Source organism: Streptomyces sp. NBC_00038, assembly GCF_026343635.1.
Classification (GTDB): domain Bacteria; phylum Actinomycetota; class Actinomycetes; order Streptomycetales; family Streptomycetaceae; genus Streptomyces.
The window spans coordinates 8,675,266-8,696,422 of record NZ_JAPELQ010000001.1 but is presented as its reverse complement, the minus strand read 5'-3'; the positions used below and the strand labels follow the sequence as shown (position 1 = coordinate 8,696,422).

At 70.4% G+C, this 21,157-nt stretch carries 16 protein-coding genes and 2 pseudogenes; 12 read left to right on the top strand and 6 right to left on the bottom strand.

What is annotated here, in order from left to right:
- Positions 1-42: 42 nt before the first annotated feature.
- The 3 genes and pseudogenes from OG219_RS39045 to fdhD all read left to right on the top strand — a co-directional run.
- Positions 43-807: pseudogene (locus OG219_RS39045) on the top strand (molybdopterin dinucleotide binding domain-containing protein); the annotation flags it as partial.
- Positions 789-929: pseudogene (locus OG219_RS39040) on the top strand (Fe-S-binding domain-containing protein); the annotation flags it as partial. The pseudogenes OG219_RS39045 and OG219_RS39040, both read left to right, overlap by 19 nt.
- 5 nt (positions 930-934) lie before the next feature.
- Positions 935-1,783: a formate dehydrogenase accessory sulfurtransferase FdhD gene (gene fdhD / locus OG219_RS39035; RefSeq protein ID WP_266834757.1), complete on the top strand. Its 849-nt coding sequence runs from the start codon at positions 935-937 to the stop codon at positions 1,781-1,783.
- Positions 1,784-1,885: 102 nt separating this feature from the next.
- Here fdhD and OG219_RS39030 read toward each other — a convergent pair whose 3' ends face one another.
- Both OG219_RS39030 and OG219_RS39025 read right to left on the bottom strand, forming a co-directional pair.
- Positions 1,886-2,422, bottom strand: coding sequence for an isochorismatase family protein (locus tag OG219_RS39030; RefSeq protein WP_266834755.1), 537 nt, complete (start codon positions 2,420-2,422; stop codon positions 1,886-1,888).
- A gap of 19 nt (positions 2,423-2,441) precedes the next feature.
- Entirely contained in the window at positions 2,442-2,876 is a 435-nt protein-coding gene (locus OG219_RS39025; RefSeq protein ID WP_266834753.1) for a MarR family winged helix-turn-helix transcriptional regulator, read from the bottom strand.
- A 186-nt stretch (positions 2,877-3,062) separates the two neighbouring features.
- Here OG219_RS39025 and OG219_RS39020 point away from each other — a divergent pair, with 186 nt between their 5' ends.
- Both OG219_RS39020 and OG219_RS39015 read left to right on the top strand, forming a co-directional pair.
- On the top strand, positions 3,063-4,943 hold the full coding sequence (locus OG219_RS39020; RefSeq protein ID WP_266834751.1) for a sialidase family protein: 1,881 nt from the start codon (positions 3,063-3,065) through the stop codon (positions 4,941-4,943).
- A gap of 10 nt (positions 4,944-4,953) precedes the next feature.
- Positions 4,954-6,189 carry a DUF4185 domain-containing protein gene (locus OG219_RS39015; RefSeq protein WP_266834749.1) on the top strand — a complete coding sequence of 412 codons (1,236 nt, stop codon included), beginning with the start codon at positions 4,954-4,956 and terminating at the stop codon, positions 6,187-6,189.
- Here the strand turns inward: OG219_RS39015 and OG219_RS39010 are convergent.
- Positions 6,125-7,159 carry a bile acid:sodium symporter family protein gene (locus tag OG219_RS39010; RefSeq protein ID WP_266834747.1) on the bottom strand — a complete coding sequence of 345 codons (1,035 nt, stop codon included), beginning with the start codon at positions 7,157-7,159 and terminating at the stop codon, positions 6,125-6,127. The genes OG219_RS39015 and OG219_RS39010 overlap by 65 nt on opposite strands.
- Before the next feature lie 148 nt (positions 7,160-7,307).
- On the opposite strand from OG219_RS39010, the gene OG219_RS39005 reads away from it, so the two are divergent.
- From OG219_RS39005 to OG219_RS38980, 6 genes are all read left to right on the top strand, one after another.
- Positions 7,308-8,177, top strand: coding sequence for a LysR substrate-binding domain-containing protein (locus OG219_RS39005; protein WP_266834745.1), 870 nt, complete (start codon positions 7,308-7,310; stop codon positions 8,175-8,177).
- A gap of 494 nt (positions 8,178-8,671) precedes the next feature.
- Complete coding sequence (locus OG219_RS39000; RefSeq protein WP_266834743.1) at positions 8,672-10,498, top strand: long-chain fatty acid--CoA ligase; 1,827 nt, start codon at positions 8,672-8,674, stop codon at positions 10,496-10,498.
- A 147-nt stretch (positions 10,499-10,645) separates the two neighbouring features.
- Positions 10,646-11,902, top strand: a complete 1,257-nt coding sequence (locus OG219_RS38995; protein WP_266834741.1) for an ABC transporter substrate-binding protein — start codon at positions 10,646-10,648, stop codon at positions 11,900-11,902.
- Between the two features lie 22 nt (positions 11,903-11,924).
- Positions 11,925-14,651, top strand: coding sequence for an ATP-binding cassette domain-containing protein (locus tag OG219_RS38990; RefSeq protein ID WP_266834739.1), 2,727 nt, complete (start codon positions 11,925-11,927; stop codon positions 14,649-14,651).
- Positions 14,648-15,523 (top strand): ABC transporter ATP-binding protein, encoded by an 876-nt coding sequence (locus tag OG219_RS38985; RefSeq protein WP_266834737.1) that lies wholly within the window; start codon positions 14,648-14,650, stop codon positions 15,521-15,523. Before OG219_RS38990 ends, OG219_RS38985 begins: the two co-directional genes overlap by 4 nt.
- An 82-nt stretch (positions 15,524-15,605) precedes the next feature.
- Complete coding sequence (locus OG219_RS38980; RefSeq protein ID WP_266836383.1) at positions 15,606-16,397, top strand: aldo/keto reductase; 792 nt, start codon at positions 15,606-15,608, stop codon at positions 16,395-16,397.
- A 72-nt stretch (positions 16,398-16,469) separates the two neighbouring features.
- Here the strand turns inward: OG219_RS38980 and OG219_RS38975 are convergent, their stop codons facing one another.
- Complete coding sequence (locus tag OG219_RS38975) at positions 16,470-17,171, bottom strand: SDR family oxidoreductase (protein ID WP_266834736.1); 702 nt, start codon at positions 17,169-17,171, stop codon at positions 16,470-16,472.
- Positions 17,172-17,327: 156 nt separating this feature from the next.
- Here OG219_RS38975 and OG219_RS38970 point away from each other — a divergent pair, with 156 nt between their 5' ends.
- Positions 17,328-18,278, top strand: a complete 951-nt coding sequence (locus OG219_RS38970; protein ID WP_266834735.1) for a GNAT family N-acetyltransferase — start codon at positions 17,328-17,330, stop codon at positions 18,276-18,278.
- A 47-nt stretch (positions 18,279-18,325) separates the two neighbouring features.
- Here the strand turns inward: OG219_RS38970 and OG219_RS38965 are convergent, their stop codons facing one another.
- Positions 18,326-19,219 carry a trans-aconitate 2-methyltransferase gene (locus tag OG219_RS38965; RefSeq protein WP_266834733.1) on the bottom strand — a complete coding sequence of 298 codons (894 nt, stop codon included), beginning with the start codon at positions 19,217-19,219 and terminating at the stop codon, positions 18,326-18,328.
- 177 nt (positions 19,220-19,396) lie between these two features.
- Positions 19,397-21,106, bottom strand: a complete 1,710-nt coding sequence (locus tag OG219_RS38960; RefSeq protein WP_266834731.1) for a glycoside hydrolase family 6 protein — start codon at positions 21,104-21,106, stop codon at positions 19,397-19,399.
- Positions 21,107-21,157 lie beyond the last annotated feature (51 nt).

Sequence of the window (21,157 nt, the reverse complement as noted above, 5' to 3'; positions counted from 1 at the left end):
CCCGATCCGCAGGTCCACGCCAGGCCCGCCCACCCGCCGGTCCTGGACGTCGGCACCGACATCGCGCTGGCCCACGCGGTCGGCCGCGAGATCATCCGCGCCGACCTCGCCGACCAGGCGTTCATCGAGCGGGAGACGAGCGGTTTCGAGGAGTACAGACAGCTGGTCGAGCCGTGGACCCCGTCCCTTGCCGCGAAGGTGACGGGCGTTCCGGCGTCCGCCGTACGGGAGTTGGCCCGGACGTACGCCCGGGCGCCCGGCATCACCGAGCCCCGCAACGGCGACGACACGGACCACGTACGCGCGCTCGCCAACCTGTCGCTGCTGACCGGGCAGCTGGGTGTGGGGGGCGGTGCTCGCGCGCCCTTCGCGCTCGTCCGGCACGACCCGCCCGTCGACCTGACGGACGAGCGGTACCCGATCCGGCTCACCACGGGGCGCCGTCTCGACACCGCGGTGCGCGGCGGCGGTTCCGTGCCGTCGCCGCGGCGGCGGAGCGGGTGTGTCGAGCTGTGCCCGGAGGACGCGGAGCGCTACGGCGTGGCCGTCGGCGAGGAGGTCCGGATCTCCTCGCGGCGGGGCTCGGTGGTGGCGCCGGTGTGGGTCGACACCGAGCTGCGGCCAGGACTCGCCTTCATGGCTGCCGCGCACGTTCCCGACGAGGTGGACACCGGCCTGCTGGCGGTCGGGGCGAACTGCCCGATCGCCGGCGCGGCGGAGTTCACGGCCTCGGCGATCCGGATCGAGAGGCTGCCGGCCGGGACCCGGCGGCCGGCGGGCGAGGGGGTGGAGTGGGCTGCCGGCTGATCCTGCGTGTGCAGGACAATGGGACCGTGAAGGTCATCTCACCGCCCGTCGGTCCGGTGATCCACGGATACCTCCGCATCAAGGGCCGCTCAGGCCACCAGTACGTACAGAACCGGGGCTGATCAACATGGGACGAGTCACGGAACGACGCAAGGTGCTCCGTATCCGGGACGGGGCGATCTCCACCCGGCCGGACACGCTCGTCGCCGAGGAACCCCTGGAGATCCGGCTCAACGGCAAACCCCTGGCCATCACGATGCGCACACCGGGCGACGACTTCGCGCTTGCGGCGGGCTTCCTCGTCAGCGAGGGGGTGCTGGGCAGGGCGGACGAGCTGCAGAACATCGTGTACTGCGCGGGGGCCACGGTGGACGGCTCCAACACGTACAACATCGTCGACGTGCGGACGGCGCCGGGCCTGGTGATGCCCGACATCACGCTCGAACGCAATGTGTACACGACGTCCTCCTGCGGTCTGTGCGGCAAGGCGAGCCTGGACGCGGTCCGTACGACGGCCCGCTGGACGATCGACGACACTCCCCCGGTGCGGCTGGAGCCCGAACTCCTCGCCCTCCTCCCCGACCGGTTGCGGGCGGCGCAGCAGGTCTTCGACCGGACCGGGGGTCTGCACGCGGCGGCGCTCTTCACCGAGGAGGGCGAGCTGGTCGACATCAAGGAGGACGTGGGCCGGCACAACGCGGTCGACAAGCTGGTCGGCCGCGCGCTGCAGAACGGCTCGCTTCCCCTGTCCCGGACGGTTCTGCTGGTCTCCGGGCGGGCCTCCTTCGAGCTGGCGCAGAAGGCGGTGATGGCGGGCATTCCGGTGCTCGCGGCCGTCTCGGCCCCGTCCTCCCTCGCGGTCGACCTGGCCGCGGAGACGGGCCTGACCCTGGTCGGGTTCCTGCGCGGCGCCTCCATGAACGTGTACGCGGGCGAGCACCGAATCGCCCTGCGGGCCGCGGCCACCCAGGGCTGACCGGTTCCCCCGCGGCACACGGCGGCGGGGCCTCGAACGGCGGGGAGCGCCCCCTGCGCCGGAGAGGCCCCGCCTCAGCCCAGGCGTCACTACGCCTAGGACCTAGGTGAACCGCACCTCGGACGAGGTCACGACCGTGCCCAGGCGCGGGAAGTTCAGGCCCACCGCGGCCTCGTGCTCAGGTGCGGTGAGGGCGGCCATGGCGTCCTCGACGAAGACGAGGTCGTAGCCGAGGTCGCCTGCGGCGCGGGCGGTGGACTCGACGCCCAGATTGGTGGCGACGCCACCGAACACCAGGGTGGTGATGGCCCGTTCGCGCAGGCGCTCGTCGAGTCCGGTGCCCTGGAAGGCGCCGATCGTCTGCTTCACGATCTCGACATCACCCTCCGTCGCGAGCCCGGCGGCGAGTTCGCTGCCCGGCGGCTGCCGGGGAATCCCCGGCCGCTCCACCCGGACGAGCACGACGAGCGCCCCCGTCTTCCGGAACGCGGCCGCCAACTCCGCGGCCGCGGCGAGGACTTCGGCTCCCTTGCGGGGTTCCAGGGGCAGCCCGACGATGCGGTCCATCAGATCGACGAGCACCAGGGCGGTGCGTGCGGGGTCGAGTGCCAGTCGGGGTTCGGCTTCGGGTGCGTTCATGACGGAACGTTAGCCCGCGTCAGCCGTCCGTACCGGAAATCCGGATCAACAAGCCCATGAACTGCTCCCGTTCGGCCGCCGAGAACGAGGCGAGGAGCTCGTCGTTCGCCTTGCGCGCCGCCTTCTCGCAGCGCTTCAGGAGGCGGTGCCCTTCCGCGGTGATCGACACCGCGTTCTTGCGGCGGTCCTCGGGATCCGGTTCGCGGACGACCAGGCCGGCGGACTGCAGGTCGTTGAGGACACCGACCAGGTCCTTGGGGTCGAGCCGGATACGGCGCCCCAGCTCCGCCTGGGCGAGGGGGCCGAGGTCGGAGACCGCGGACAGCGCCACGTGATGCCACATCTTCATGCCCTCGGCGGCCAGCGCCTCGGCGACGAGCGCGCGGCCGTGGGCGGCGGCCCGGTCGAGGAGCCAGCTGGGGAGGACACGGATGGCGGACAGAGACGCGGACACACAACCATCCTATCCAATAATCATTGGACATCCCAATGATTCTCTGGATATCGTTGGGACTCCCAACGAATCAACCCCTCAGGAGGACGCTGCGTGACCGCACCGCGGAGCACCCCCGGCACAGCGATATCCCTGCCCTGACACCTCGTCACCACATGTCCAGACGTACGAAGGGCAGGGCCGCACATGCCGTCGAGTCTCCGCGCTCGTCTCAGATTGACCCTCACCGCCGTGCTCACCAGCGCCTCGCTGCTCGCGCCGGCGGTCCAGGCCGGAGCCGAACCGGCCACGGCCATCGGTGAGTTCGAGCAGCAGGTGCTCTTCAAGGCCTCCCAGGATCCGGGCTACGCCTGCTTCCGCATCCCGGCCGTGGTGCGGACGACCAAGGGCACACTGCTGGCGTTCGCCGAGGGACGGGTCCTCAACTGCGGGGACGCGGCCGACATCGACATCGTGGTCAAGCGGTCCACCGACGACGGGCGCACCTGGAGTCCCCTCCAGGTCGTCAACGAAGGCGACGGCGACACCCACGGCAACCCGGCGCCCGTCGTGGACCGCGAGACCGGCCGCATCCTCCTGGCCGAGACGTACAACACGGGCCGCACCGACAGCGCGAGCTGCGCCGTCCCCTGCGACCGCGCCCCGTACATGCAGCACAGCGACGACGACGGTCTCACCTGGTCGCGGCCGCGCGACCTGAGCGACGAACTCCTCCCGGCCAACTGGAACTCCTGGTACGCCACCGGTCCCGTGCACGGCCTCCAGCTGACCGGTGGCGGGCACCCGGGACGCCTGGTCCTCGGCGTCAACACCGAGTCCTGGGCGGGCAACCGGCCCACCGCCAACCACGCCGCGCTGATCACCAGCGACGACGGCGGGGACCACTGGGACATCGGCGCGACGGACACCTGGCCCATCGCGGAGGACGGGACCTTCCGCCAGAAGCCGTCCGAGATCGCGCTCACGGAACGCGCGGACGGATCCGTCCTGGTCAGCGGGCGCGAGCAGGACGGGGCCGACCTCGGGCACCGCACCCAGGCCGTCAGCCGCGACGGCGGCGACAGCTTCGAAGCACCCTTCCAGGACATCCCGGACCTCTACGCACCCCAGGTCCAGGGTTCCCTGCTGCGCCTCGGCGACCGGCTGCTGCTCGCCTGCCCCGGCGACCCCGACCGCCGCCGGACGATGATGATCCGCTCCTCCTACGACGACGGCGTCACCTGGGAGAGCACGGACCGCGGCACGGTCGTCACGCAGGACTGGTCCGGCTACTCCGACATGGTGGAGATCGGCGCCGGCACCGTGGGCCTGCTCTACGAGGGCGGCACGGTCGACGCGCGCGACGAGATCCGCTTCGCCCGGTTCACCGAGGACTGGCTCACACCGAGTCGCGGCCCGGACCCGACGACGTCCGACCTCGCACCGGACGCCGAACCCGCCACGGTCCTCGGCGGCGCCCGGGCGACGGCGGGCGTGTCGGGCGACGCGCTCCGGTTCGACGGCGCCGACGACGCCGTACGACTGCCGTACCGGGAGCAACTCCCGCTCGGCACGAAGAACTTCACGGCGTCCCTGTGGTTCCGCTACACGGCCACCACCGGTGAGCAGCCGATGCTGTGGATGGGCGGGTCCGGGAACTCGCAGCCGCAGGTGTGGCTGCGTGGCGAACCCGAGTCCGGCCGGATCACCGGGCTGATCACCACCAGGGACGGCGCGGCACCTCCGGCCACGACGTCCGTGCGCACCACGGACGCGTACAACGACGGGCAGTGGCACCATCTGGCGCTGCGGCGCAGCGCGGGACAGCTCACGCTGTTCATCGACGGTACGGCGATCAGCACGCCGGACGTCCCCGGATCGGTCAGCCGGAACTCGGCGTTCGGGGTGCACATCGGCCAACGGATGGACGGCCGGGCGCACTTCACGGGAGCGATCGACGATGTGCGGGTGTATGCCCACGCGTTGAGCGACGAGGAGCTGACCGGTCTGAGCACGGGCAGCATCCTCCCTGTGACTCAGGACACCGTCGTGTGGCTGCCCATGGACCAGGTGAGCGGCGGCCGCTAACGTCCCGTGCGTGCCAGACGACGCCCGAGCACGACGGCAGAACGGGACCGGGCTCGGCATCCTGCTCGCCCTGGTCTGCGCGGCCGTACTGCTCACCGCCCTCCCGGACGACGACCGGGAGGGCGGCGGCGCGTGCACGGCTCGTACGCTCACGTCCTGGGCCGCCGAGGAGCGGCTCACGGACGAGTTCGCCCGGTACGGGGACGACGCCTCGCGCGTCGATGACTGGACCGGCGGCGACGGCACCCATTCGGTGCGGCTGCCGGACGGGCGGCTGCTGTGGCTGTTCTCGGACACCTATCTGGGCCAGGTGTACGCGCCGCCGAACCCGGTCGGCGAGTCCTACACCTGGCGGGACGCCGCGGCGCCGCTGGTGCGCAACTCGGCCGTGGTGATGTCGGAGTCCGGCCGCCTGGAGAGGACGCTGCCCACCCCCGTGTTCCCCGATCCGGCGCCGCAGCAGTGGCGCTGGCCGGTCGCGGCCCGGGTCGAGCCGCGCTCCCCCGGCTCCGCCGAGCAGGTCGTCCGCGTCCTGCTGTGGACCCGTACGGCCGGCCAGGCCCCGTGGATCTACGGTGTGCCCACGGCCACCGAGGTCGCCACGCTCTCCCTCCCCGACCTGCGGCTCGAAGGTATCACCACGATCCTGGACCAGCGTTCCGTCGCGGATCCCTCCCGGCGCGTGCTGTTCGGCACCACGGCGGTCGACGCGGGCGACTGGACGTACGTCTTCGGCGGCGACGACGGCCAGGCCGCCTCGCGGCCCGCCTCGAAGGCGTACGTCGCCCGGGTGCCGCGCGGCGGTCTTGCCGAGCCGGGGGCCTGGGAGTACTGGGACGGCTCGCGCTGGGCGGTGCGGGCGGCTCCGCAGCCGGTCCTCGGGGACGGGCAGAGCACGGGGGTGGGCAGCGCGTTCAGCGTGGTGCGCGACGACGGGACGTACGTGCTGTTCACGATGGCCGCCGGTGCGGCGGGCCTGACGACGGTCACCTCGTACTGGGCGTGCTCGCCGACGGGCCCGTGGCACGGGCCCACCCGGAGCTTCAGCCCCTCGCTCCCCCAGGGCGAGGTGGCCGCGTACAACCCGCAGGTGCACCCGGAGCTGAGCGACGGGAACCGGCTCGTCCTCAGCTACGACGTCAACTGGCTGGACGCGACGGGCTCTTCGGCGCAGGCGAACCTCAGCCGGAACGTGTCGCTGTACCGGCCGCGATTCGTGTCTCTGCGACTGGGATCCGGTCCCTGACCGCCTCGGGATCGCGGGAGCGCCGCTTGGCGATCACCGCGCACACCATCAGCTGCATCTGGTGGAAGAGCATCAGCGGCAGTACGGCGAGGGAGGCGTGCGCGCCGAACAGCACGCTGGCCATGGGGAGTCCGGAGGCGAGGGACTTCTTCGACCCGGCGAACTGGATGGTGATCCGGTCCTCCCGGTTGAAGCCCAGCGCCTTCGCGCCGTACCAGGTGACCGCGAGCATCACGGCGAGCAGCACGGCCTCGACCGCCAGGAGCCCGGCGAGGCGGACGGCGCTGACCTGGTGCCAGATGCCCTGCACCATGCCCTCGCTGAACGCCGTGTAGACGACCAGGAGGATCGAGCCGCGGTCGACGTATCCGAGGATCTTCTTGTGCCGCGCGATGAAGGTGCCGATCCAGCGTCGCAGCGCCTGGCCCGCCACGAACGGCACCAGCAGCTGGAGCACTATCTCGACGAGTGAGTCTGCGGAGAAGCCGCCGCTGCCGCCGAGCAGCGACGCCGCGAGCAGCGGGGTGACGACGATGCCGGCGAGCGAGGAGAAGGAGCCCGCGCAGATCGCGGCGGGCACGTTGCCCCGGGCCATCGAGGTGAAGGCGATCGAGGACTGGATGGTCGACGGGACGAGCGTGAGGAAGAGGAGGCCCTGGTAGAGCGGGTCCGTCAGGAACACCGGCACCAGGCCGCGCGAGGCGAGTCCGAGCAGTGGGAACAGCACGAAGGTGCTGGCGAGGACGGCGGTGTGCAGGCGCCAGTGGCGCAGCCCGTCCATCGCCTCACGGGTGGAAAGACGCGCGCCGTAGAGGAAGAACAGGAAGGCGATGGCGGCCGTGGACGCGCCCGAGGCGACGTCGGCGCCCGTACCCCGCGCCGGGAGCAGTGCGGCGAGGCCCACTGTTCCGAGCAGCAGCAGGATGTACGGGTCGATCGGCATCCAACTCGGCCACTTCAGGCGTTTCACGGTGCTCCACTACTCGGTTCTGTGCGGGATTCAGTACGTCATCGTCTGAGGTCGGGTCGTGCCCTCTCCATCGTCCTCCTCCGGGCCGCGATCGGGAATCCTTCATACTGCTCTGACTGTCATCATGTTTCGCGATAACCTCTGGACCATGTACGACCCGTCCCAGCTGCGTACCTTTCTCGCGGTGGCACAAACGCTGAGCTTCACGCAGGCCGCCCGGCGTCTCGGGCTGCGCCAGTCCACGGTCAGCCAGCACGTGCGCCGTCTGGAGGACACCGCCGGGCGGCAGCTGTTCACGCGCGACACGCACTCCGTGGAGCTCACCGAGGACGGCGAGGCGATGCTCGGCTTCGCGCGCCGGCTCCTCGATGTGCAGGACCAGGCGACCGCGTTCTTCACGGGGACGCGGCTGCGCGGCCGGCTGCGCTTCGGTGCCTCCGAGGACTTCGTCCTCACCCGGCTCACCGAGATCCTGGAGGGCTTCCGGTACCTCCATCCCGAGGTGGACCTGGAGCTGACCGTCGAACTCTCCGGCACGCTGCACGAACAGCTGGCGGCGGGAAAACTCGACCTGGTGCTGGCGAAGCGGCGGCCCGAGGACCCGCGCGGCGAACTCGTCCGGCACGACCGCCTGGTGTGGATCGGAGCGGAACGCCTCCGCCTCGACCCCGACCGCCCGGTCCCGCTGATCGTCTATCCGCCACCGGGTATCACCCGCGCCCTGGCCCTGGAGGCCCTGGAACGTCAGGGCCGGTCCTGGCGGATCGCGTGCACGAGCGGCAGCCTCAACGGACTCATCGCCGCCGCGCGCGCGGGCCTCGGCGTGATGGCGCACTCGCGTGGGCTGGTCCCCCCTGGGCTGGTCCGCGTCCCGGAGCGGGCCGGTCTGCCGGAGCTCGGCGAGGTCGACTTCGTCCTGGTGCACGGGCGCCGGCGGACGGCGGCGCAGGGTGCGGCGGACGCGCTGGCGGCGGCGATTCTCGGGGGCGGGGACCGGTTGCGGCGGGACAGGGCGTGAGCGCTCCGCTGGATATGCGGCTCGGTTGCCGCGGGCCGGTGGCGTGGTTCCCCGCGCTCCGCGCCGGGTTCCCTTGCTGCGGGCCGGTGGGGGCTGGTCGCGCAGTTCCCCGCGCCCCTTGCGGGGCGCGGTTGCGCACTGGACAGCGGCGGATGTGACGGAGTTGATCGCCGGTGCGCTGGTACTGGTGTTGGTGCGGACACCGCGGGCCGTGGCAGGGCCAAGACAGCAGGTGTTTGTCACGATTTGCGGGCGGAATCGGAACTTCCACATCCGGTTTACGGCGCGGTCCAGGTCGTACAGATTCGGTGGAGATTACGGGACGGAAACCTACGGAACCGTAAGGAATTCTGTCCGGCCCTTCCCCATGTGCGGGCATTTCCGCGACTGACCAGTAGGTATGCCGCGCTCCCCGGCGTTCCGACCCCCCTCCCGCCCGACGGTCCGGTGGGGTAGCTTTCACGGCGCTGTGCGGAGCGCCACTAGGAGCGGGATTGCGCGAGTTCACCAACCCTCCGTTGGCGTCGGCGCCGCCGGTGGGCGGTTTGGCCGACGTCGTATTCGACTATGCCCAGGAAGACCCGCTCCACATCTCCCTCGGCCGCAAGGACGAACAGGGGCAGTGGCGTGATGTGACCGCCGCCGAGTTCCGCGACGAGGTGCTCGCACTGGCCAAGGGGCTGCTCGCCCAGGGGGTCCGGTTCGGGGACCGGGTCGCGATCATGTGCCGTACGCGCTACGAGTGGACGCTCTTCGACTACGCGCTGTGGACGATCGGTGCCCAGGTCGTGCCCGTCTACTCCACCTCCTCCGCCGAGCAGGTCTTCTGGATGCTGCACGACGCCCAGGTGTCGGCCGTCATGGTGGAGCACGAGGACCACGCGATGACGATCGCCACGGTCGTCGACCGGCTGCCGCAGCTGCACAAGCTGTGGCAGCTCGACGTGGGCGCGGTGCAGGAGCTGTACGAGGCGGGCGCGCACATCGAGGACGAGGTGGTGCACCGGCACCGGCGCGCGGTCACACCCGAGTCGGTCGCGACGATCATCTACACCTCCGGCACCACCGGGCGCCCCAAGGGCTGTGTCATCTCCCATGCGAACTTCATGTTCGAGGCGGACACCGTCATCGCGCGCTGGGAGCCGGTCTTCCACTCCAAGCGCGGCGACGAGGCGGCCACGCTGCTGTTCCTGCCGCTCGCGCATGTCTTCGGGCGCATGGTGCAGGTCGCCGCGATCCGCGGGCGGGTCAAGTTCGGGCACCAGCCGCAGCTGAACGCGGCGGCCCTGCTCCCGGACCTGGCCGCGTTCCAGCCGACGTTCTTCCTCGCGGTGCCGTACATCTTCGAGAAGGTCTTCAACGCGGCCCGCCGCAAGGCCGAGAAGGAAGGCAGGTCGGGCCCCTTCGAGAAGGCCGTCGAGATCGCCGTGCGCTACGCCGAGGCCGTCGAGGCGAAGGCCTGGGGCATCGGACCCGGCCCCTCGGCCGGCCTGCGCATGCAGCACCAGGTCTTCGACAAGCTCGTCTACTCCAAGGTCCGGGCCGCGATGGGCGGCCGGGTGAAGCACGCGATGTCCGGCGGCTCGGCGATGGACAGGCGGCTCGGGCTGTTCTTCGCGGGCGCGGGCGTCATCATCTACGAGGGGTACGGACTCACCGAGTCCACTGCGGCGGCGACGGCCAACCCGCCCGAACAGACCCGGTTCGGCACCGTCGGGCAGGCCATCCCCGGCACCACGGTGCACATCGCGGACGACGGCGAGATCTGGCTGCACGGCGAGAACCTCTTCCAGGGCTATCTCAACAACCAGAAGGCCACCGACGCCACCCTGCACGACGGCTGGCTCGCCACCGGCGACCTGGGCTCACTCGACGAGGACGGCTACCTCACCATCACCGGGCGCAAGAAGGAGATCCTGGTGACCTCCGGCGGCAAGAGCGTCTCGCCGGGTGTGCTCGAGGAGCGCGTACGGGACCATCCGCTGGTCGCCCAGTGCATCGTGGTCGGCAACGACCGGCCCTACATCGCGGCACTCGTCACCCTCGACTCCGAGGCTGTCGACCACTGGCTCCAGATGCGCGACAAAGCACAGATGCCCCCGGGCGACCTCGTGCGCGATCCCGATCTGGAGACCGAGGTACGGCGCGCGGTGGTCGCCGCGAACACGCTGGTCTCGCAGGCCGAGTCGATCCGGACGTTCCGGATACTGGCCCACCAGTTCACCGAGGAGCACGGGCTGCTCACCCCTTCGCTGAAGCTGAAGCGGAAGGCCATCGAGAACGCGTACGCGTCGGAGGTCGAGGCCCTGTACCGGGCGTGAGCGCGCCCGGCTCGCGGCGGCACTGTCACCGCCGCGTCCATGCTTGAAGTCATTCTGACGCCTCGTCACTTATCGACGCGTCAGATATTGACGCTCCGTCAGATCCCACGCACACTTTCGGTCACTCGCTACGGAGGGGGACCGACCGTGTCGCGACCGATCCGCACCATCACCGCCGTCATCGCCGCGCTGCTGCTCGCCGCCACCGCCTGCAACTCGGCGTCCAGTGGCGGGAGTTCGGGCAAGGCGGGCAGCTCCGTGCGCGGGGTGACCGACGACTCGATCAAGGTCGGTGGGATCGTCTCGATGACGACCGCCACGGGATACTCCAAGAAGGACACCGACCTCGGCGCGCAGGCCCGCTTCGACCGGGCTAACGCGGAAGGCGGCGTCAACGGCCGCACCATCGACTACCTGGGCGCCGAGGACGACGGTCAGGACCCGGCCAGGAACCTGGCCGCCGCACGCAAACTCGTGCAGCAGGAAAAGGTGTTCGCGATCGCGCCGATGAGTTCGACGACGTTCTCGGGCGCCGACTTCCTGCAGCAGCAGAAGGTCCCCACCTTCGGCTGGGGCACGCTGCCCTCCTTCTGCGGACCTTCCTACATCTACGGCTTCGGCGGCTGCATGGTGCCGATGCCCGGCGGCACCATCTCGCAGACCTGGCCCGAAGGGCTCAAGCAGGTGACGGGCGGCGCGCAGGGCAAGTCCGTGGCGATCCTGGCCAACGACAGCGACGCCGGCACCTTCGCCATCCGCACCTACAAGCAGAGCTTCACCTCGGCGGGCTACAAGGTGACGTTCGCGAAGTCGTCCGTCCCCGCGGGCGCCGTGCCGAGCGACTGGTCGGCGTACACGAAGGAGATCCTGCGCAGCAACGGCGGCAAGGCGCCGGACGCCGTCGTCTCCGTGATGCAGACCCCGTACAACATCGGCCTGTTCACGGCCCTCAAGCGCACCGGATACGACGGCCTGCTCACCGACCCCACCGACTACGACCCCTCGCTGCTCGCCAACGGCGCGACGAAGAAGGCGCTCGACGGGGTGCACATCCTGCTGTCGTTCCAGCCCTTCGAGCAGGACAGCGCGGCGATGACGCAGTTCAAGGAGGACATCAGGCAGGCGGCCGGGAAGGATGTGCCCCTGAACATGCACATGATGACCGGGTACATGTCCGCCGACCTCTTCCTCTCCATCGCCGAGAAGGCGGGCAAGGACCTGACGGTGGCGTCCTTCCAGAAGGCCGCGCAGGGGTTCTCCGACACGGACACGATGGTCGGCGACCGCGCCGAACCCCGGGGCCAGAAGGAGTCGTTCGGCTGCGGAGCGCTCGTGCAGCTCAAGGACGGGAAGTACGTGGTGTCGGCGCCCTTCAAGTGCTACTCGCCGATCCCCTTCAAGTAGCCGGACAGCAGAGGGACTCGGGATGTCGGACCTGCTGGGATTCGTGCTGAGCGGACTGGTCTCGGGGGCGCTGTACGCCCTGCTCGCGACCGGACTCGTGCTGTCCTACTCGGCCTCGGGTCTGTTCAACTTCGCACACGGCGCCACCGCTTATCTGTGCGCGCTCGTCTTCTACGAACTGCACTCGGGCCTCGACTGGCCCGCCGTACCGACCGCCGTGCTGGTGATCGGCGTGCTGGCGCCCCTGCTGGGCTGGGGACTTGACCGGCTGATGTTCCGCAAGCTGGCGCGGGTGGGTGAGACGGCCCAGATCGTCGCCACCATCGGCCTGTTGGTGGCACTGCCCGCACTGGGGCTCTGGATCGTGGAACTCCTCGACGACGCGGGAGTGTCTGTCAAGCCCGCCGAGAACCAGTTCGGACTTCCCGGGGTCGGGCCGAGCCCGGCGAAGTCCTGGCAGCTGATGGACGGAGTCGGCGTCGACTCCGACCAGTTGATCACCTGGGTGGCGACCGCCGTCGTAGCCGTCGGCCTGTGGATCCTGATGCGGCACACGCAGCTCGGGCTCGAACTCCGGGCGGCGGTGGACAACCGGTCCCTCGTCGAACTGCGCGGGATGAGCGCGGACCGGCTGTCGTCCATCGCATGGATGCTGTCCTCGGCGCTCGCCGGACTCGCGGGCGTCCTCGCCACTCCCCTCCTCGGCCTGTCCGCCCACGACTTCACCCTCTTCCTCTTCGTCTCGGCCACCGCCGCGGTACTCGGCCGCTTCGTCTCGATCCCGCTCGCCTTCGCGGGCGGCCTCGGCCTCGGAGTACTGCAGAACCTGGTCGCCGGGTACGCGACGTTCGCCGAGCGCATCACCGGATTCCGTACGGCGGTCCCGTTCCTGATCCTCTTCGCCGGGCTGCTGGTGCTGACACGGCGACAACGGACGGCGGGCACGGCTGCTGCCATGGATCCGCCGCCGGTGGACTACTTGGCGGGGCGGTCGTGGGTACGGCGCTGGGGGCCCTGGGCTGCCGCCGCCCTGCTGCTCGCCACCGCCTTCTACACCGTCACGACCCCCTTCTGGAGCGGCATCCTCGCCCAAGGACTCGCCCTGTCACTGGTGTTCATCTCGTTCACCGTGGTGACCGGGCTCGGCGCGATGGTGTCACTGGCGCAGGCGACCTTCGTGACGGGTGCGGCGCTGGTGGCGGGGCTGCTGATGAGCCATGGATGGCCGTTCGTGGCGGCCGCGGCGGTGGGTACCTGCGCGGCGGCCGTGCTGGGCGCACTGGTGGCGCTGCCCGCCCTGCGGGTGGGCGGCCGCTCCCTCGCACTGGCCACCCTCGCGCTGGCCTTTCTCGCCGACCAAGTCCTCTTCCAGATGGGCTGGTTGAGGAACGGCGACACCGGCTGGGCGATCCCGCGGCCGGTGTTCGGACCGGTGGACCTGAGCGACGACCGCGCGATGGGCGTGGCCATGATCGTGCTCGTCGCGCTGGCCGTGGCGGCGCTCAGCGCCTTGCGGGACTCGCCGTCCGGGCGGGCGATGCTCGCGGTCCGCTCGGCACCGGCGGCGGCGATGGCCTCGGGCGTGTCGGTGATCCGCACCAAGCTGATGCTGTTCACGCTGTCGGCGGGGCTCGCGGGCTTCGGCGGCGTGATGTACGCGTCGTACAGCACCCGCATCACCGCGACCGACTTCACCGCGATGACGGGGCTGATCTGGCTCGCGGTGGTGGTGGCGGCCGGCGTACGCCGCCCGCAGTTCGCCGTGGTCGCCGGGCTCGTCTACGCCGCCGTACCGCATCTGCTGTCCGACTACGTCACCGAGTCCGTCCATCTGCCGGTGGTTCTGTTCGGCCTGGCCGGCCTGGCACTGGCCAACGACCCGGACGGATACGCGGCGGCGGTGTCCACCCGTCTGCACCGCAGGCGTGCGAGGACGACGCCACGTACGGCCCCCGAAACGCCCCCGTCCGCCGCACGGCGGACGACGGCCGAGACACCGGCCCCCGCCGCCCTCGAACTCCGCGCCGTGCACGCCGGCTACGACGGCGCCCCCGTCCTGCACGGAGTCGACCTCACCGTCCGCCCCGGCGAGATCCTCGCCCTCCTCGGCCCCAACGGCGCCGGAAAGTCCACCACCTGCCGCGTCGCCGCCGGGGTCCTGGCCCCGCTCACCGGCCAGGTGTACGTCGCCGGACGCGACGCCACCCGCGAGCGGGCCGTCGGACGGTCCCGGGCCGGGGTCGTGCTCGCGCCCGAGGGACGCGGGATCTTCCCCTCCCTCACCGTCGAGGAGAACCTCGCCCTGCGGCTGCGCGCACGGGACGAACGCGACGCCGTGTACACCCGCTTCCCGGTTCTCGCGGCGCGTCGCAGTGTCCTCGCCGGTTCGCTCTCCGGCGGCGAGCAGCAGATCCTCGCGCTCGCACCTCTCCTCCAGCGCCCGCCGGACGTACTGATCGCGGACGAGCCCTCGCTCGGACTCGCCCCGCGCGTCGTCGAAGAGGTGTTCCGGCTGCTGACCGAGCTCAAGGAGGCGGGCACGGCACTGCTGCTCGTGGAGGAGAAGGCGGCCGAGGTCCTCGGGGTCGCGGACACCGTCGCCTATCTCTCGCGGGGGCGGGTGACGTGGTGCGGGCCACGCGAGGAGGTGGAGGCGGACCGGCTGACGGAGGCGTACCTGGGAATCGGGGCCGGCACCGGCGACTCCCCGCAGCACGGCCCCCGGCCCGAAGGGATGGTGCGGCCGTGAACGACGGCACAGCAGCCAAGAGCGACAACACGCCCGTCCTCGAAGCCGTCGGCGTCGGGGTCCGCTTCGGTGGCGTCCGCGCCCTCGACGGCGTGAGCCTCGCCCTGCGCCCCGGCGAGATCTGCGGGCTCATCGGCCCCAACGGCGCCGGAAAGACCACCCTCTTCGACGCACTGTCGGGCATCCGCCGCCCCGACGAGGGACGCATCCTGCTCGACGGCACGGACGTCACCCGCCGCTCCCCCGTCTGGCGCGCCCGCCACGGCATGCGCCGCACCTTCCAGCGGCAGCAGCTCTTCGGCCAGCTCACGGTGGCCGACAATCTGGTCGTGGCCCAGGAGTGGCGCGGGGGTGGGGGCGGTCTGGTGGCCGATCTGCTGGCTTCGCCCACACGGCGTACGCATGAGAAGGGCCGCCGGGAACGTGCGAGAGACGTTCTACGGAGCTGCGGTCTCGACGGCATCGGTGATGCGTATGCCGGAGCCCTGCCCGTCGGCCAGGCTCGCATGGTCGAGCTGGCTCGTGCGGTCGCGGAGCCGCCCAGGGTGCTGCTCCTTGACGAGCCCGCGAGTGGAATGACAGATGACGAAATTGGTCATCTGTCATCTGTTATCCGTCATCTGTCAGCCGAAGAGGGCTGTGCCGTCCTCCTCGTCGAGCACAACGTCGCCTTCGTCATGAAACTCTCCGCCCGCGTCGTCGTCCTGGACCTCGGCCATGTCCTGGCCGAGGGAACGCCCGCCGAAGTGCACGCCGACCCCAGGGTCAGAGACGCCTATCTCGGATCCGTTTCCGGCCATTCTCCGGCTCGCATCACCGGTCCGCGCGGCGATTCCAGCGGTCAGGAATGCAACACGGCGCGTGATCGTTGACGATGGGAGTTCCACCCGACGACTGAAGGATCGAGAGCTCGTGAGCAAGGTCCCCCCGATCATCCTGAACAACGGCGTCGAGATGCCGCAGCTCGGTTTCGGCGTCTGGCAGGTGCCGGACGACGAAGCGGAGCGGGCGGTTGCCACCGCGCTGGAGGCCGGGTACCGCAGCATCGATACAGCGGCGGCCTACAACAACGAAGAGGGCACCGGCAAGGCCATCGCCACCTCCGGCGTCGCCCGCAAGGATCTCTTCGTCACCACCAAGCTCTGGAACAGCGACCATGGGTACGACTCGACGCTACGCGCGTTCGACACGTCCCTGGAGAAGCTCGGCCTGGAGTACCTGGATCTGTACCTGATCCACTGGCCGACGCCCGCGCGGGGCAAGTACATCGACACGTACAAGGCCTTCGAGAAGATCTACGCGGACGGCCGTGCCAAGGCCATCGGTGTCTCGAATTTCCCTCCGGAGCAGCTGGAGTCGCTGATCGAGGCGACGTCCGTCATCCCGGCCGTCAACCAGATCGAGCTGCATCCGCAGCTCCAGCAGATCGCGGCGCGTGAGTACCACGCGGAGCAGGGCATCGCCACCGAGGCCTGGTCCCCGCTCGGCTCGGGCAGGGGTCTCCTCGAGGTCCCCGCGATCGTCGCCATCGCGCAGAAGCACGGCCGCACGCCGGCCCAGGTCGTCCTGCGCTGGCACCTCCAGCTGGGGAACGTGGTGATCCCCAAGTCCGTCACCCCGTCCCGGATCAAGGAGAACATCGACGTCTTCGACTTCTCCCTGGACACCGAGGACATCGCGGCGATCGCCGCGCTGAACGAGAACCGCCGCCTGGGTCCCGACCCGGCGACGTTCAACCAGGCCTGACCTGGACGGAGAACGGCGCCGGCCCGGATGCGAACCACGCATCCGGGCCGGCGCCGTTCTCCGTCAGGCGCTTCAGACGGGCTGGCCGATCGGCCGTACCACCACGGTGTTCACATCGACACCGGCCGGCTGTTCGATCGCCCAGACGATCGACTCGGCGAGCTGGTCCGAGGTCAGCAGCAGGCCCGGCGGCAGGCTGCCGTAGCTGTCCCAGAACGGGGTCTCCACGCGTCCGGGCGAGATCAGCGTGACGCCGACTCCGAACTCGGTGACCTGGCGGCGGGTGTTCTCGGCGAGCCCGGTCACGGCCCACTTCGTCGCCCCGTAGATGTTGCCGGGCCCGTGGATGTGGCCCGCGACGCTGCCGACCAGCACGATCCGGCCCCGGGTTTCCTTCAGGGCGTCGATGGAGGCCCTGATCAGCAGCGCGGGACCGAGCACGTTGGTGAGCACCATCTCGGGCCACCCGGCGGGGTCGCCCTCGGCGACGGTGTCGTGCGTGGCGAAGCCGGCGTTGGCGATGACGGTGTCGAGCCGGCCGAATTCCTTGAGCGTCGCCTCGACCGCTGCCTGCACGTGGTCGTACTCGGCCGCGTTCCCGGTGATCGTCAACAGGCCCTCGGGTCGGCCGAGTTCCTCGGCGAATCCACGCAGCCGCTCCTCACCCCGCCCGGTGACGGTCACCCGCTGCCCCGCGCCGAGAAGTCGCCGCGCGACCGCGGCTCCGATACCGCTGCCACCGCCGGTGATGAGTGTCACAGGTGAGTCGGTCATGGTTACCCCCATACGTTTCCGGTGAACGCCGGGAGTCCATCACTTGGAGCGCTCTCGAAGTCAAGTGGCCCGACCCCGGCGGGGCCCGCCCGCCGCTGTCGGCACCAGCGGGAAACTCCGTTGCACGCCGTACCGGCGTCGACGGACAGTGGGTCCATGAGCATGCCCACCCCTCCGGCCGGCCTGGCCGTGCGCCCGGCGACGTTCGACGACGCGGCGGCGGTGTGCGCGCTGCTCAACGAGATCGACCTGCTGGAGATCGGCCGCGCCGACACCGAACTGACCGAGATCCAGACGGACTTGAAGCATCCCGAGATGGATCTGGAGCGCGACTCCTGGCTCCTTTTCGACGGCGGTCGGCTGGTCGGTTACGGCCTGCTGTGGGACGAGTCCGGCGGCGAGCGGATCGACATGGACCACTACACGCTGCCCGACCAGCCGCACGGGGCCCAGCACTTGTTCGCCCTGATGGAGGCCCGGGCCGCCGAGTGCGCGGCCGCCAACGGGGCGGCACGAGCGGTGGTGCACCTGCACCTCAACACCGCCCCCACCACGGACCTGCGGGCGTTGCGCGGACGGGGCTGGCGCCAAGTCCGCCGCTACCACGTGATGGCCCGTCATCTCTCGGGCGACACCGACCGGTTGCCCGCCCCTACGCCTGGTGTGACGCTGCGCCCCTGTCTGACCGAGCCGGACCGCCGACGCGCCCACGCGCTGCTCCAGGAGTCCTTCGCCGACCACTTCGACTTCCAGCCGCGTACGTACGAGCAGTGGCTGGACGACATCGACGCCGAGCGTGCCGACTGGTCGCTGATCTGGATCGCGCACCTCGACGGCCTCGGGGATGCGGCGGCGCTGCGAAGCCACGACGACCGCACCTCGATGGCCTGGATCGCCAGCCTCGGCGTCCTGCGCGAGGCCCGGGGCCAGGGCCTCGGCAGCCACCTCCTGCGCCACGCTTTCGGACACTACGCGGCGCGGGGCCGCGACCGAATCGGCCTCGGCGTGGACACCGACAACAGCACCGGCGCGCTCGCACTGTACGAACGGCACGGCATGACCCTCGACTTCGCTGTCGACACCTGGGAGTTGATCCGCCCGGTCTGACGACTCGCTTCGCCGTCCGGTTCGAGGACGACACGCCTGCCGAGGGGTTACTCCGGCTTCACTCCGAGGTACACGGTGTGCGCCGTCAGCAGGAACGCGTCCCCGCGGTGGTGCACGCTCGCCTTGTCGTCCGGGTCGAGGAGCCGGTCGAGGGTGGCGAGATCGTCGGCTTCGAGGTGCTCGCCGAGGCCGTCGCGGCGGTGGGTGAGGGCGGAGACGACGAAGGCGCGGGCCTGGTCCGTGAGGGGGGCGGGAAGGTCGAGGAGGAAGGTGCGGGTGGCGGTGTGGCGCAGCCCGACGGCGTTCATCAGGGCGGGCCAGTCCTCCGTCTCGGTCACCGCTCCGGGCAGCTCGGCCCGCATCTTGGCGAACCACTCCTCCTGGATCGCGTCGATACGGGACTGCAGGCCGGGGCGGCCGATCCCGATGTCGCGCGGGAAGTAGCGCGCGGGCAGTCCGCCTTCCAGGAGAGCCAGCGCGCCGCCGGGGGCGAGCGCCCGTGCGAAGCCCGCGAGTGCGGCCCGCTGGTCGCCGACGTGGTGCAGGGACCTGCTGGCCCACAGCAGGTCGGCGGGATACTCCAGGTCACCGAGCCCGTCGTCGAGCTCGGTCCGCAGCGTGCTGAAGCGGTCGGCGACGCCGAGCCGGTCGGCGCGCTCGCGGGCCCGTTCCAGTAGGGGTTCCACTCCGTCCACGGCGACGACCCGCGCCTGCGGGAAGGTGTCGGCGAGGAGGCAGGAGACGACGCCGGGGCCGCTGCCGGCGTCCACGATCATCTCGGGTTCGGGCTGCCACTCCCGCAGCCAGGCCGCCGCGCTCGCGTAGAGGGGGGAGGTGAGCTCGGCCTCCTGTTCCAGGTAGGGGAGCATGTCGGCGAAATCCATGTGGTTGTGGCCGTCGTGCGTGTGGTCGTTGGGTGCGTGGTCGTGGTCGTGTGCCATGGTTCCGAGCCTCTCGTCCGGGTGTGGACAGCGTGCGCCGCCACTCCCGGAAACGGCCACTCATGTTGCGCATACAGCAAAACGGGCGTACGACGGCGGGCCGGAAAATGCGGGGTCGCGATCCGCCAGGGGCCGAGGAAGCAGGGCCGGCCCCTGGCGGATCGCGTCAGCCGGCCGTCACAGCGCCGGGTAGGCGTTCTTCATGAGCTCCTGGAACTGGGCGGAGAACCAGTGTCCGGACAGCGGAGCGCCCGGCAGCGCGCCGGACATGTTGTTGTTGTTCCGCGGGTTGCCGGTGTACGTCGGGTCGCACATCCGGTCGAAGCCCTTGCCCTCGTCGTTCGGGATGGCGGTGCTGGAGCCGTCCGACTCACCCGGGGGCTTGATCCAGACGTAAGCGTCGATCCCGGTCGCCGGGGCCGCCTGCGGGCGCTCGCCGAGGCCGGCGCCGGACTGGTTGCACCAGTTGCCGAGGTGGATGCGCCGGTCGTAGCGGCCGCCGTCGACGTAGGTGTCCACGGTGGTGGTCGCGCCGGGTCCGGTGGGCCGGGCGGTGCCGCCCCAGCCGTTGCGGGAGGTGTCGATCAGCATGCCGATGCCGGAGTCGAAGCCGATGGAGACGAGCTGGTTCCGCATGGCTTGCGCGTAGGACAGTTCGTCGACGTAGCGGTTCCAGTCGACCCACTTGGACAGGCGGACCGAGGAACCGTTGACGGTGTCGTTGATGGTGAAGTGATCCTCCTTCAGGGCGCTGTAGTTGGCCGTGTTGACGATGAAGCCGTGCACGTCGGCGACGGTCGCGCCTTCGGCGGTGGCGGCCTGCTTGAACATGTCGGCGGAGGCGCCGAAGTTGTCGTCCCAGCCGAGCCAGCCGTGGTGTCCGGCGTCGACGTAGTTGTAGACGTTGGGCACGTCGCCGAGCTTGTTCAGGGCGTAGCCGACGCCCTTGATGTAGTTGCCGTTGGCCTTCATCGTGTCGCAGTTGGCGGTCACGGTGGGGCGCGGGGTGACGTTGGTGACGAGGTTCGGCAGCGAGTCGATCTCGACCGTCGTCAGGATCCGCAGGGCGGCGTACTTCGGGTCGGCGAGGATCGCGGCGATCGGGTCGATGTAGGCGGTCCTGTACCTGTCGATCTCGGTCGCGCCGAGTTCGCCGTTGGAGGCGAGGGCCGCGCAGTCACGGCCGGGAAGGTTGTAGATGACGAGCTGGACGGCCAGTTCGCCGGTGCCCTTCTGTTCCAGGGCCTCGTCGAGGTGGTCGCGCAGTCCCATGCCGCCGTTCACGCCGTTGATGGCGGCGATCCGGTCCAGCCACACTCCGGTCGGCTGGTTGGAGATGCGGCTGCCGCCCGGTTCGGCGGCGGCCTTCGCGGCCCACTCGGGGTTCACGTAGACCTTGGCTCCGGCGTACGGGTTGTCGACCTTGGTGCCGGTGGGCGGGTCCGTCGGATCGCCGCCACCGCCTCCGTCGTCGACGTTGCAGGTCACCCCGTCGAGGGTGAATGCGGTCGGCAGCGCGTTGGTTCCGCTGTACGAGGCGTTGAAGCCGAAGCTGACCGAACCACCGCTGGGCAGCGAGGCGTTGTAGCTCTCGTTGGCGGCCGTGACGGCCGTGCCGCTCTGGCTGATCTTCGCGTTCCAGCCGGAAGTGACCTGCTGGTTCCCGGCGTACGACCACTTCACCGCCCAGGAGGTCTTGGCGGCGCTGTTGTTGGTGACCGTGACGGCGGTGGTGAAGCCGGTGCCCCACTGGTTCTGCACCTTGTAGTCGACGGTGCAGGGGATGGCCGCGGTGCCTGTGTCGGCCGGGATCGCGGCGGCTGCGGCTCCGGCGGTTCCGGCGACCATGGCGAGGGCGGCGAGCAACGCTGTTCTGGTACGGCTCATGAGTGCGGGTTCCTATCCGTTGACGAATGACCGAGGTCAACTCACGGGTGG